At 48.9% G+C, this 13841-nt stretch carries 12 protein-coding genes; 3 read left to right on the top strand and 9 right to left on the bottom strand.

Translation table 11 applies throughout. The annotated features are described in order from the left end of the window. Nucleotides 1–187: 187 nt before the first annotated feature. Nucleotides 188–511 (bottom strand): winged helix-turn-helix transcriptional regulator, encoded by a 324-nt coding sequence (locus tag HZS85_RS00670; protein WP_035410591.1) that lies wholly within the window; start codon nucleotides 509–511, stop codon nucleotides 188–190. Between the two features lie 66 nt (nucleotides 512–577). Then, nucleotides 578–1735, bottom strand: coding sequence for an AI-2E family transporter (locus HZS85_RS00665; RefSeq protein ID WP_214852130.1), 1158 nt, complete (start codon nucleotides 1733–1735; stop codon nucleotides 578–580). Between the two features lie 250 nt (nucleotides 1736–1985). Between HZS85_RS00665 and HZS85_RS00660 the strand changes: the two genes are divergently transcribed. Together HZS85_RS00660 and HZS85_RS00655 are read left to right on the top strand one after the other, a co-directional pair. Further along, nucleotides 1986–4526, top strand: a complete 2541-nt coding sequence (locus HZS85_RS00660; RefSeq protein ID WP_214852128.1) for an ATP-binding protein — start codon at nucleotides 1986–1988, stop codon at nucleotides 4524–4526. Between the two features lie 100 nt (nucleotides 4527–4626). Next, nucleotides 4627–5475 (top strand): NAD(P)-dependent oxidoreductase, encoded by an 849-nt coding sequence (locus HZS85_RS00655; RefSeq protein ID WP_214852127.1) that lies wholly within the window; start codon nucleotides 4627–4629, stop codon nucleotides 5473–5475. Between the two features lie 50 nt (nucleotides 5476–5525). Here HZS85_RS00655 and HZS85_RS00650 read toward each other — a convergent pair whose 3' ends face one another. From HZS85_RS00650 to HZS85_RS00640, 3 genes are all read right to left on the bottom strand, one after another. Beyond that, on the bottom strand, nucleotides 5526–6308 hold the full coding sequence (locus HZS85_RS00650) for a flagellar hook-basal body protein (protein WP_035410604.1): 783 nt from the start codon (nucleotides 6306–6308) through the stop codon (nucleotides 5526–5528). Nucleotides 6309–6321: 13 nt separating this feature from the next. Beyond that, nucleotides 6322–7110, bottom strand: coding sequence for a flagellar hook-basal body protein (locus HZS85_RS00645; RefSeq protein WP_214852125.1), 789 nt, complete (start codon nucleotides 7108–7110; stop codon nucleotides 6322–6324). Between the two features lie 279 nt (nucleotides 7111–7389). Continuing rightward, on the bottom strand, nucleotides 7390–8589 hold the full coding sequence (locus tag HZS85_RS00640) for a multidrug efflux MFS transporter (protein ID WP_214852123.1): 1200 nt from the start codon (nucleotides 8587–8589) through the stop codon (nucleotides 7390–7392). 180 nt (nucleotides 8590–8769) lie between these two features. Here HZS85_RS00640 and HZS85_RS00635 point away from each other — a divergent pair, with 180 nt between their 5' ends. Beyond that, nucleotides 8770–9639 carry a hypothetical protein gene (locus HZS85_RS00635; protein WP_214852122.1) on the top strand — a complete coding sequence of 290 codons (870 nt, stop codon included), beginning with the start codon at nucleotides 8770–8772 and terminating at the stop codon, nucleotides 9637–9639. A 474-nt stretch (nucleotides 9640–10113) separates the two neighbouring features. Here the strand turns inward: HZS85_RS00635 and mreB are convergent, their stop codons facing one another. The 4 genes from mreB to HZS85_RS00615 form a co-directional block, all read right to left on the bottom strand. Beyond that, complete coding sequence (gene mreB, locus HZS85_RS00630) at nucleotides 10114–11094, bottom strand: rod shape-determining protein MreB (RefSeq protein WP_035410615.1); 981 nt, start codon at nucleotides 11092–11094, stop codon at nucleotides 10114–10116. 217 nt (nucleotides 11095–11311) lie between these two features. After that, entirely contained in the window at nucleotides 11312–12616 is a 1305-nt protein-coding gene (gene murA, locus HZS85_RS00625; protein ID WP_214852114.1) for a UDP-N-acetylglucosamine 1-carboxyvinyltransferase, read from the bottom strand. Nucleotides 12617–12867: 251 nt separating this feature from the next. Then, nucleotides 12868–13101, bottom strand: coding sequence for a DUF1146 domain-containing protein (locus tag HZS85_RS00620; protein ID WP_029342736.1), 234 nt, complete (start codon nucleotides 13099–13101; stop codon nucleotides 12868–12870). Between the two features lie 317 nt (nucleotides 13102–13418). Continuing rightward, nucleotides 13419–13832 carry a F0F1 ATP synthase subunit epsilon gene (locus HZS85_RS00615; protein ID WP_023469493.1) on the bottom strand — a complete coding sequence of 138 codons (414 nt, stop codon included), beginning with the start codon at nucleotides 13830–13832 and terminating at the stop codon, nucleotides 13419–13421. Nucleotides 13833–13841: the final 9 nt, after the last annotated feature.

The raw sequence follows: 13841 nt of genomic DNA, 5'->3' as shown, positions 1-13841 counted from the left end.
GGATGATCTGGTTCCTGCTCTACTTTTATCTACTACTCTTCAAGTTCGTTCGCTCGTTCAGAAGCATTGAAGAAGAATGCATCGCCTTGTTTTGACCTGGTTCTTTCCTCGTATGTCATTTTTATAGGAGGATCGCCGTAAAAAAAAGACCTCCGAGCAGCTGCTCGGAGGTCTAGAATCCTGCTGTTCAATATCGGATGTGCTGTTTACTCCACCGGATCGATTCCGTGAATTGTCGAACGAGGTCTTCTGCCGGTGCCGTCAAATAATAGGCCAGTCCGTGCACTTTCTCAGACATCTGCTGGATGACGAGTCCGTCTTCAATCAGCTCCTGCAGCTGCTCGAGGATTTGTCCGTGTGACTGATCAATCCGTTGCTCGAGTTCCCCGATCGTCAATGCGCCATCACGCAAGAGATAAATGATGCTCGACTTCAAACTGTTCTCGAAGTTGTGTTGAAATTTTTGCAACGCCAGTAGATCAGCTTGTTCTTCGGTATGACGTGAATCCATCTGATTCTTGCCCCCTTCTCTTAGCTACCTCTTCAGTATGACGCACTTTTACATGAATTTCAAAACTCAATCGCGCTCCGTGATGATCGTATCGAACGTCTTTTCTTCCTCCGTGATGACCATCTTCTTCTGCGATCGGAGGTGATAGAGACGACGGATGTTTAGAATGACGACCTTCATGACAGCGTAGAACGGTACACCGAGCAAGACTCCGAAGAACCCGGCGATGTTCCCCGCGACAAGCAAGACGATGATGATTGTCAACGGGTGGACATCGAGTGTCTTCCCTTGTACAAGTGGTGACATGATGTGCGAATCGATCTGTTGCGCGACCGTCATGACGATGATCGCATAAATCGCAAGGATCGGATCCTGGATGAACCCAACGATCAATGCCGGAATGACACCGAGAACCGGACCGAGAAACGGAATGATATTCGTCAGTGTCGCAAACAAGGCGAGTAACAACGCATAATCGATTCCGATGATGAGATATCCGATATAGGCGATGATCCCGACACCAATACTGACGATGACTTGCCCGCGGATGTAGCTCATGATCGTCACGTGGACGTCCCCGAGGATTTTTTGCGTTTCCTTATGGTACTCATACGGCATCAGCTTAACGAGATTACCTTTAAGCTTATCGCCGTCAAGTAACATATAGATCAACATGATCGGAATGATGATGATCGTCACGACCGCTGTCGTCAGGACGCTAACGAACCCACCGACACCCGTACCGATGTTCTTCAGGAACGTCGATGCGTATTCCGAGATATTCCCTGAGAACTTATTGAACAAGTTATCCGGTCCTGATAGGAAACGTGAAAAAGCTGCACTGTTTTCGAGTTGGTCTCGAACGTCAATCAATTGGCGCTGGAACTGTGTCGCGAGCGTCGGTATCGAATTGACGAACTGTGTGATCTGCTCCGACAACATCGGACCAAAGATGAAGCCGAGTGTCGCTAAAATACCGATTAAACCGACGAGCACGATTAAGACAGCAGGTCGCCGCTTCATCTTTTTCTCGAGCAACTCGACGATTGGCAACAGGACATAGTAGAGAATCCCAGCGATTGCAAGGGGTGGTACGACCATTTGAAGCAGAATTGCGATCGGTCGGAACAAGAACGTAACATGATCGCCAATCCAGACGATGATGAGCAATGTCATGACCCACCATGCGAATCGATACCATTTGTTTTCAAACATTTTTTGCATCTAACCACTTCCCTACTTAAAATGATGAAGTTCAATATCTTCTATGGTTTTTCCTTAAAACATTGCTTCTTAATCCTTATTCTTAAAAAATGTATCATTTAATATCAATTAACAAATATATGATATATTTGTTTTAGTGGTTTTTGCAGATTCAAATTTGCCGAGACCTTTAAAACTACGTAAGATGAATATATTCGGCATTTAAGCAATCTTTTTCATACATGTAAAACAGAATACGGAGGATACCCCAGTGAAATGGATTAATCGTACCATCGGTCGTCAATTGATGTTCGCCTTCTATATGGTGTTCGTCGCTCTTAGCATCACGTCTGCGATCGTCTATTTCTATACGGAACAGAAGATCGATCAAGCCAATGCAACATTTGATGATTTACGTGAACGGCGGACGAATGCGAATGCACTCGCTAACGAATGGACCGTCGCGCAAAGTAACGTCAAATCTTACTTATTGACTGGTTCACAGGAAACACTTGATCAGGTGAAGACGAATCAGCAGGAAATCAATCGTCTGACGACGTGGTTCGAAAAGTATGCAATTTATGAGCAAGGGAAAGAATATGCGACAGCGACTCGTCGCATTTATAACGATTATTTCGGTACATCTCTTCCACTTCTCAACGAATACGTCGAAGGAAAAAAGGACGGGAAGATCAATGAAGACTTTGTGACTCCTGACACGCTCGCTGCTCTTTCCAACGGGAAAGACTTGTTCACCAAAAATGGGACGTTACGCGGGTCGGTCAGCTTATCAGAAGCAGACGTCGACATGACACGGATTGATACGTTGCTTTCAGATTATCTGACGTTGATCGAAAAGAAGGAAATGGTCGCGAAAAACGATCTTTTAAGTGAGATGCGTGTCGCGCAGTTCATCTGGCTGTCGAATCTCGTCGTCTTGATTCTCGTCCTCTTATCTCTCGTTCGCCCATTCATCAGCCGCGTCACGAAACAGATCAATACGCTATCCCACGACAGTGCTCTACTTGCATCAGGGGAAGACATCCAAGCGATTCCGTTACCGAAACGTAAGGATGAACTGCATACGCTAACGGCATCGTTCAATCAGATGGCGGCTTCGATCGCGGACAATAAAGTCCACATGCTCGCGAAGAACGAAGAACTCCAAGCGCAACAGGAAGAACTCGTCGCGCAGCAAGAAGAATTGCAAGCGCAGCAGGAAGAACTCGAGGAAGCACTTGATATCACACTTCGGAGTGAACAACACCTCAAGTATCGTAATGAACTGACTGAGACGCTTGCTTCTCGTGAGACGTTGACGGCTTATCCGGAAATCATCGAGAAACTCGTCTCGATCACGCATTCTGAAATCGGTGCCCTCTTGTTCCTCGATCAACAGGAAGTCCGCTCGACGATCGATTACGGAATGACAGAAGAGATGGTCGGTCGTCTCGCCTCTGACGATCAGTCGCTCCTGCACCGGGCACGTCTCTTGAAGCGTCCTGTGCACTCATCGAAACAGGTCGCGCACGAAAGCCCGCTTCCGTACCCGTACTATATGTATGAAGTCGCGGTTCCGGTCCTTGATCCGTCAAAAGAGCATATGATCGCCTGCATCTATCTCGTTCGTTATCGTGATGCCTTCACGACGGAGCAGATGAGCGACATCTTGTCGTTCTCGCATCAATTGTCGCTCTCTCTCCTACGGATGGGGATCTATGAGGAAATGATCCGCGAGAAGAACAAGACGACGCAACTGTTGAACTCGATTCGCGAAGCTGTCGTCTACATCGAACATGAGACGGATGAGTTGCTCGTCAACGAACCTCTCATGACGTTGTTTCCGGAAGTCCCGACAACGTTCGAAGACGAAGAACGTTCTGCCTTCGAGCAAGCGATGCAGGCACTCGCTGACATCATTGACGAACCGGCAGCATTCGAACGTTACATCGAACAGATCGTCGAACTTGATTTACCAAAAGACAGCTTGATCGTCTCGATCCGCAAGCATAGTACTTACATCCAAATCTACGCGGAGAAGATCGAGGTAGACGGTATGTGGGTCGGTACGATGCTCGTTCTCCGCGACGTGACGAAAGAAACGGAAGCCGAGCGGATGAAGGAAGAGTTCGTCTCGACCGTCTCGCATGAGTTACGGACACCGCTCTCTTCGATCTATGGCTTCACGGAGCTGATGCTCAACAAACGGTTCGAGGAGGAACGGCAACGGAAGTACCTCCAGACGATCCACTCCGAGACCGGTCGCCTGACGACACTCGTCAACGACTTCCTCGATGTCCAGCGCATGGAGTCGAGTGAACACCGTTATGAGATGACGACGTTTGATGTCGTTGAACTTGCCCAGGACTTGATTGAGTTTTATGATGTCTCCCATGAGACGCATATAATTGATTTCGAGGCTCGTGGACCAATCATGATCGACGGGGATGCGGAAAAGATGAAACAGTTGCTGAACAATCTGCTCAGCAACGCCGTCAAGTACTCGCCAAGCGGTGGTACAGTCTTGATACGGATTACAAATGAACTTGGTTTCGCTCAAATCCGTATCCAAGATGAAGGCATCGGGATTCCGCAAGACGCCCTTCCGAAATTGTTCGATAAGTTCTATCGTGTCGATAACTCCGAGACACGCAAAATTGGCGGAACCGGTCTTGGTCTGTCGATTTGTAAGGAGATCGTCAAGCACCACAACGGAACGATTGATGTCGAATCCGTCGTCGGTGTCGGATCGACCTTTACGATTCGTTTCCCCATCGCCGTTATTTCGACCATCCTCACCTATGAAGATTAATCACACGACCGTTCACATCATGTGGACGGTCTGTTTTGTCGTTAGATTCGGCGAAGCGCGGGGTATAGTCAAAAGCGCATTATTTTAAGGAGGAATCGACATGAAACTCGGATGGATCGGTTTAGGACATATGGGTGTACCGATGGCAAAACGGCTACTCGACGGCGGTCATGATCTGATCGTCTATAACCGGACGTATGAAAAGACTGCTCCGTTGACAGAATTAGGAGCAACAGCTGTCAAAGAAGTACAGGACGTGGTACGTCAGAGCGACATTCTCTTCGTCATGTTAGCGGACGGACCTGCCGTCGCGTCCGTTCTCGAAAGTATCCAAGAGAACCTCACCGGTAAGACGATCGTTAACTTAAGTACAATCTCACCAGAAGAAACGAAGGAGATGGCTCATCTCGTCGAAAAGAATGACGGGACGTATCTGGAATCGCCTGTCTCGGGCTCCGTTCCGGTCGCAGAAAACGGTCAGCTCGTCCTGCTTGCCGGCGGTGACGCGAACGTCGTCGCGACTTGTCAGCCGTATTTTGACCTACTTGGCAAGGAAACGATTCATTTTGGACCACATGGCTCAGGCAGTGCGGCGAAGCTCGCCATCAATTTATTGCTCGCAGTCGTCGGTCAAGGGGTCGCGGAAACATTACTACTTGGAGAAGGTGCCGGGCTCGAGAAAGAGAAGCTGATCCAGATGATCAGTGCTTCCGGGATGAACACTCCCCTCTTCGGCGGCAAACTTGACATGTACCGGAAGAACGACTTCCCGTCTGCTTTCCCGCTCCGTCTGATGGCAAAGGATCTCGGACTGATCATGGCAGAAGCGAGACGACAACAGCTTGAGCTGCCCCTTGCGCAAGCAACGGACGCTAGCTACACTGATGCGAAACCCGCTTACGGCGACGCGGACATGGCCGCGATCTATCTCGCGTTACAGGAAAAATAATGAAAAGGGTGATACCTCTCTTGTGAGAAGCATCACCCTTTTGTGATGTTTTATTTCAGTGACGTGACGATCCCCATCATCTGATCACTCGTCATCAACGCTTTCGAGTTAAACTGATACGCTCGCTGGAGCTGCGTCAAGTTCGTCATCTCAAGCGCCATATCGACGTTCGATGTCTCAAGCCGACCGACCGTCAACGGATTCCCCGTCGCATTCTGGTATTGTCCGGTTGCTGTGAACAAGCCACCCCCGACTTCCGTCAGCTCTCCGTAGTTCGGGATGTCCGCGACACCCACTCGAGCGAGGACACGACGATCCCCGTTTAAGATGCCGGTGATGTTGCCGTCCTTGTTCAGTTCAATCTCGGTCGCGTTCGCCGGTAAGACGATTGGATCATTCGCCTGGTTGATGACGGAGCGCCCGGCATCGTCCGTTAACAGGACTTGTCCGTTCGCTTGCGGCGACAACTGGAAGTTTCCGTCCCGCGTAAACTTCGTCACGCCATCCGTATCGATGACACCGAAGAAATGGTGCGGGTTTCCGAGTGCCGCATCGAGTTTTCGATCCGTCGTCCGGAATGTTCCGACGCCAAAACGTGTCGCTTCGTTCGCGACATAACCACCGACGCCGAGTCGAAGACCCTCTGGCGTCGTCAAGGGACCTGGTGTGAAGCCTGTCGCTTGGTTATTGATGTTACGGACGAGTAGTTCATTGAACTGAGCATCCCGCCGTTTATAGCCGTTCGTATCAACATTGGCAAGGTTTTGCCCGGTCGTATCAAGCTGTTTTTGCAGTTGTCCCATCGTACTTGCGGATGTATAGATTGATTGCATCGTATCCTCCTATTTAACGAACGCGTCCGATTTCGGAAACAGCTTTTTCTGCTGTCCGGTCGTACGCTTGAATGACTTTTTGATTGGCTTCGAACTGACGCAGACCAGCATTCATCTCCGCCATCGTCTGTTCGATCTCGACATTTCCGAGTTCGAGTACACCTTGATCGACTCGGACGTTTCCGGCATTCAATGGATTGGTTGACCGGAATAGACCATTTCCGGTCCGTTCGAGCGTCTCCGGTTGATCCGTTACGACGAGACCAAGGTTTCCGATCGCTTGACCATTTCCATCCGTGACGGCTCCGTCCGCATCGACTTTGAAGTCCTCATTGACGACGTCGAGTGGTTGCCCATTCGTATCAAGAACGAGATCATTTTCTGTCGTCCGGAGTAACCCGTCTTGTCCGACGGCAAACTGTCCGTTCGTCGTGTAAAGCGTCTCTTCCTCTCCTGTCAACGGATCCCGGTGACGAATCGTGAAAAGCGGCGCTCCTTCAAGTGAACTGATTTGCAGATCGGTCGCATTGCCTGTCTCCGTGATCGAACCTTGCGTGAAGTTCGGGGTCGCTGCCTGCATGAAGACACCGGTCGCGAGTTTCCCGACCGTCGCGACTCCCCGCACCCCGGTCCGTTCATTGTTTGCTGTCTGCTGGATCAGCATCTCCGGAAACGTTCGGAGTGACGCTTGATCAGCGCGGAAGCCCGGCGTCCGCGCATTCGCCAAGTTGTTACTGAGCATTTCCTGTTGACGTTGTAATGCCTGCATCGCATTTGACGCCGTATACATTCCTCGTAGCATGCGTTCCATCTCCTCATTGACTTCATGTTCAATTCTTTCCTTTCAGTATATCGGTCGACCGAAGAGGAATTATGAGTTTTTTTGAACAAAACGGTAATATCCATTAGAGATGCATCGAAAGACCTACCTCAATTCCATAATTCACTTTTCCATAGTTTACATATTGAAAATTGACAAATATTGTTATACTTTAGATAATAATTTAAAGATACTTAAGGTAAATCCTATGAAAAAAAGCTTCCGTTCCCCAAACACAGTCTAGGAAATGGAAGCTTCTCATTAGTTATTCGGATTTTTCTTTAAAACAGCCGTTTGTGTTCGCTCTAGCACCGCATTCGTGATGACGATCAAGCCAGTAAAGAGGAACAGCGCTTCAAAACCAAAGTGACCGGCAATCTGTCCACCTGCGAGTGGTCCGAGGAAGTTCCCCATGAACTGCGCGGACTGATTATATCCAAAGATACGTCCTGATGCATTGGCTGGCGTATTCTTCCGGAGCAGTGCCTGTACCGACGGCATCAGTGCTGCTGTCGCAAAACCGATTCCCATCCGTAAGACGATCAATTGACTTGTATCCGTGACGAATGCTTGCGGAATCAAGAAAGCTGCAAAGACGAGTAATGCAAAGAATAAGACACGCTCAGCGCCAATCTTATCGGAGAGACGACCCAGCCGTTGTGCAGCGATCAGTGCCGCAATCCCTGGTGCCGAGGCAACAATCCCAGATAACAAGGCGAGTCGTTCGGTACCTGGACTGAGTTCCCGGACATACAGCGACAGAATTGGACTAATCGATTGTGCCGCGAACTGAATCAGGAACGTCGTCAAGAAAAGGCTTAAAATGAGTTCCGGATGGCGAAGTGACTGGATGATTTCCTTCGCGGACGCCATCTTTTTGACTTCCAGTGGGACGAATTCTTCTTTGACGAAGAAGTAGGTCACGAGGAAGGTAATGAAGAGCGGAACGCTCGTAAAGAGAAAAACGGGTCGAAGCCCAACAACGTCGGCGAGGAATCCTCCAATGAGAGGTCCTAGCAATCCACCGGCAATCCCACCGGTCGACAGGGTGCCGAGCGCCCAGCCACTTTTCTCTTTTGGGGTTTGGGAAGCAACCATTGTAATCCCGGCTGAGATGAATCCGGATACGGCTCCCATGACAAGACGTAAGAATACGAGTTGATACACGTCTTGAACGAAACTGATTAAGAACATGACGATCGACATACCAAGACTTGCTCGGAGTAGCATGAGCTTACGCCCTTTTCGATCGGCAAGACGTCCCCAAATCGGTGAGACGATCGCAGCGACGAGGAAGGTGGCACCAAAGGCAATCCCGGACCACGTCGTAATATCTTGTCGGCGGTCGACACCGAGCTCTTCAATGAATAAGGGCAAAAACGGTAAAACGAGACTAAGGGCGGCGGAAGTTAAAAAACTACCGAACCAGACGACTACTAAATTTCTTTTCCACAATGGCATTGTGGCATCACTTCCTTTTATTTTACAATTCATTTCAAAACAACAACTTTTAATATACACTTCACATTATGAAATGTCTAGGATTTGAACTGTCAAAGTGTAGAACAGGACCTTTGATGCATATAAGTCAATGCGTAACGACCGATAGTAAGGTAATCCACACGAAGGAGTGAAATTGAAATGAAACGCTTTTTGATTGGCGTAGTCTGCCTGTCGTTGCTTCAATTCGGACTACCACTCAAGAGTTCAGCTGCCGTTTCCGTCACTCGTCACACGGTCATCTGGTCCATCCCAGAGGCCAAAACCATTTCAACGAAGATCAATCAGCTGGCAAACAGACAGATGAAACGTGTCTATCTGCATGTCGCTGTTGAGGGTGACCGTACTCTCTACCGAACGTTCGTTGAAAAAGCGCATGCTGTCGGAATCGAAGTCTACTTTCTGTTCGGACAGCCACGCTGGATTACAAACGAAGGAACGACAGCTCGACCGAACGTCGAGGATCCGCTAGCCTGGATCTCGACCTATCAGCAGGAGACGATCAGTCATCCGGACGGTATCAGTGTCGATCTCGAACCGTACGCCTTACCGGAATGGGAGACGGACCAGCCAGGAGTCATCGCCTCTTATGAACGGATCTTACTCGCCTTCCGTGAGAAATCATCTGCTGAAGGATTACCGCTACAACTGTTCCTCCCGTTCTGGTTCCATACCGTACAGGATGCAGGTGGGCGTTCCATCAGCGAATGGGCGATGGATCTCGCTGATGAAGTCACATTGATGAGTTACCGGACCGTTTACGGTGGCGGCAACGGACTTGGCGCCATCACGATGACGGATGCATTGTATGCGGCGAGTAACGGATATCGTTTATCGTATGCTATTGAATTCACGGAGCTTCCGGAAACACCAGACATTACGTTCTACGGCAAAACACGGACGCAGCTGAATCAGCTCGTCAATCAGACGATGGCAAGTTCGTTGCCACCAAGTGCCATCGTCTATCATGATTTTGAAGCGTACCAGGCTTTCATGCGTAGTACGCAGTAAGTCATCTTTATGCCCCTTTACTTTTCATCCGCTTTCCTCAAGCGAGACACAAGCCAGTCTTCACTGTTCGTATAACAGTGAACCCAGGTCTTGTTTGTCTCTGACAGCGCAAAAATTTGCGCTTTTTCCTGTAGGAGTCGGATGAAGCACAAGGAGGCACATAATCATTTAGTACCATGACATTATGGACTAAGCATTATGTTTAAAACAAGGGGAGTCCAGTTTCCGATACGTACTTCGGAAACCGGACTCCCTATTGGTTTGATTCATATCGAACGAACTTGTCCATTCTCGACTCCTGCAGGAAAAGAAAGTACAAGCAGCACTTTCGTCAGGGATAGGTAAGACCCGACAACTCGCATGAAATGCGCGCTGTCGCGGCTTACCTCCCGCCTGTGGAAAGCGAGAAGGACAAGACGGTCGTTATAGGAATGAATTTTTACGAAAAATCATATCCTTTACGCTGACACGCTCTTACTTCCCAAGATTGTCGAGCATGATCCCTGTACCGCGTGCGACACATAACATCGGATCTTCTGCGATCAGAACCGGTAGGCCGAGTTCTTTTGCAAGTAACTGGTCGATTCCGTCAAGAAGTGCGCCCCCACCCGTCAGGATGATGCCACGGTCGATGATGTCCGCTGCAAGCTCTGGTGGTGTCTTCTCGAGCACACGCTTCGTTGCTTCGACGATCTCCATTGCTGCTTCTGCAAGTGCCTCATGCATCTCTTCTGATGTCACCGTGATGTTGTGCGGTAAGCCCGTCACGAGATTGCGTCCACGAATATCCATCTGTTCCCGACGTCCGTCTTCTGAGACCGTCGCGACCGTCGTCTTGACGGCTTGCGCTGTTCGCTCCCCGATGATCAACTTATGCGTATCCTTGATCGAGCGGATGATGTCGTGATCAAACCGGTCGCCTGCGACTTTGATCGTTTCACCGCAAACGATATCACCCATTGAAAGGACGGCAACATCCGTCGTTCCACCACCGATATCAATGACCATGTGCCCTGCTGGCATCCAAATGTCCATACCGGCACCAACTGCTGCGACCTTCGGCTCGACTTCAAGGAAGACCGTCTTCGCGCCTGATTTTTCACCAGCTTGGCGAATCGCTTTTGCTTCGACCGTCGTGATGCTTGCTGGTGTACAAATCAACATGCGGACTCCACCAAACATCTTACGGACCTCAATCTTATCGATGAAATGGCGTAGCATCGCTTCTGTCATTTCGAAATCAGCAATGACGCCGTCTTGAAGCGGTCGAATGGCCACGATGTTTCCCGGTGTCCGGCCCACCATCAAGTGTGCTTCTGTCCCTACCGCGTGAATCTTGCCTGTCGCCTTATCGATCGCGACGACCGATGGCTCATCGAGGACAATGCCTCTACCTTTTACATGAATGACGACATTCGCCGTCCCTAAGTCGATTCCGATATCTCTTGAAAACATCTCGTGTGCTCTCCTTTACCCACTGGCTATTCTTCCAAAATATAGAACGTCGTTTGGACGTCTAACCCATTTATGTATACATACCTTTCAATTCTAGCATATGCCCCATCGTGAAACGACTTTCTTTTTCGGCTTTTCTGATTTCATTGTCATCTTTTTGAAAAGACAACAAAAAAAGCATCCTCCCGGAAACGAGAGAATGCTCTTGAATGAGTGCTTAAAGTTTTGTTGCAGCTGTTTCTTCAACGACTGCCGCTTCTTCTGTCACACGTTCTACGTCTGCACCAAGTGCTTGTAACTTCAAGTGGAAGTCGACGTATCCACGGTCGATGTGGTGAAGTGCGCCAACGCGCGTTTCGCCTTCAGCGATCAATCCTGCTGTGACGAGTGCCGCACCTGAGCGAAGGTCTGTTGAAAGCACTTCTGCGCCTTGTAATTGCACGCCGCCATTGATGATCGATGAACGACCTTCGATTTTGATATCCGCGTTCATGCGACGGAATTCTTCGACGTGCATGAAGCGGTTCTCGAAGACTGTTTCCGTGATGACCGATGTGCCGCCTGCCTTGAGAACAAGTGCCATCATTTGTGCCTGAACGTCTGTCGGGAAGCCTGGGTGTGGCATCGTCTTGACGTCGACTGCTTCGAGTTTTTCTGGACCGACGACACGGAGACCTTCTTCTGTATCCGTGATCTTAACGCCCATCTCTTCCATCTTCGAGATGAGTGGACGAAGGTGTTCACGCTCTGCACCGATGACTTCGACGTCACCTTCTGTGATTGCTGCTGCGATCATGAACGTACCTGCTTCGATCCGGTCCGGAATGACGTAGTGTGTCGCACCATGTAATTTCTCGACGCCTTCGATGCGGATCGTTTCTGTACCTGCACCGCGGACTTTTGCGCCCATTGCGTTCAAGAAGTTCGCAAGATCAACGATTTCTGGTTCTTTTGCGACGTTTTCAATGATTGTCGTTCCTTCTGCGAGTGTCGCAGCCATCATGATGTTTTCTGTCGCACCGACTGATGGGAAGTCGAGGTAAATTTTCGCACCTTTGAGACGACCGTCGACATGTGCTTCGACGAATCCGTTTCCGATGATCGTCTTCGCGCCCATCGCTTCGAAGCCTTTTAGGTGAAGATCGATTGGACGTGAACCAATCGCACAGCCACCTGGCATCGCGACACGTGCGCGACCGAGACGTGCAAGTAATGGACCCATGACGAGGATCGAAGCCCGCATCTTACGGACGTATTCGAGTGGCGCTTCATCTTTAAGATTCGGTTCGGCATTGACTGTCACCGTGTTTGCTTCAGCGTCGAACTCGACTTCCGCATTCAAGTTGCGTAAGACGTTATTGATTGTATAGACGTCTGCTAGACGTGGTACGTTTTGAAGAACCGATTGGCCCTCTGATGCAAGCAATGTCGCGACGAGTGTTTTTAAGACCGCGTTCTTTGCACCTTCTACTTTGACTGTTCCAGCTAATTTACGTCCGCCACGGACAACGATTTTTTCCATTCTCCCTACTCCTCTGCTTCGTTTCTGTTCTAGTATGTTCAATTCGTGATTGGTGAGGATCATAGTTGGAATTCAACGAATGTTAGAAAAGAAACTTCCCTATTGTTGATCTCTTACTCCAAAGCCAATACGACGTTTCGATTATAGTGTTAAATGATTGCTAAATGACTGTGTTCCTTCATTGAAAGAGCAGTGTCCTGTTCCATGTTAAAACAAATTACCATTTCAGGGTTTACAATGCAGTTACAAGTTCACCCAATTAAAAACTGAAGACGCTGTGCAAAACCGGCATAATCCAATAAAAAGCGAGCTACGATTGATCCAAGTGCAATGGCTAGAATCGTTCGCAGGGCTACCGCATGCGGTCCTTTAGGATGTTGCAGGATTTTCTCCCATTTGACTGGTAATAAGGACCACCAAGCGAGTAGAATCGCTACGATGTAGACCAGCATACTAACTAACGCACTCACACCAATAGATGTCACTTTCGTTGCACCTCTTTTTCATAGTTTCTCCAACTTTACTATGATTTCATAAAATGAATGATTGCGCAAACAAAAAAGAACACGCTGAATTAATTTTAGCGTATAAAATATATTTATTGAAGATAAATTTAGTCTTCTAAAGAAAAAATGTTGAAGAAATTGTGAAGACGAGGCATATAATGTACTTTTACATTTTTACGGTGTTTTAAACCTGTATCGTCCTCCCTCTTGCGAAAACGTTTGCTTTTAGAAAAATCATTGGCGTATCGTACAAAAAAAGACCCGATTCCGCAAAGGAATTCGGGTCTTTGGTCGAATCAATCGCGACCGTAGTCTTTCAAGCTGAGACGGTTAACTGCTCGTTTCAGTGAAAGTTCAGCGCGTTTGAATTCGAGTTCTGATAGTTTCGTGTCCTGGAGACGACGTTCTGCGCGAACCTTCGCAGCTGCAGCCCGGTCGTAATCGACCTTGTCTGCTTGCTCCGCAGTTTCCGCAAGAACCGTTACAGTATCCTGGCGCACTTCCATAAAGCCACCGCTGATAGCGATCAACGTGCGTCCGCCATCTTCGTGGCGCAACTTCAAGATGCTGATATCGAGTGGTGTCACGAGTGGGACGTGGTGCGGGAGAACCCCGATCTCACCAGAAATCGTCTTCGCAACGACCATACGGATATCGCCATCATACACTTCGCCATCCGGGGTGACGATATTGACATGAAGTGTGTTCATCTCAAGTCC

This window comes from Exiguobacterium sp. s130 (genome assembly GCF_018619055.1).
Lineage (GTDB): Bacteria > Bacillota > Bacilli > Exiguobacteriales > Exiguobacteriaceae > Exiguobacterium_A.
Note: the sequence above shows the minus strand (reverse complement) of the source record. Positions and strands in the feature narration are given on the sequence as shown.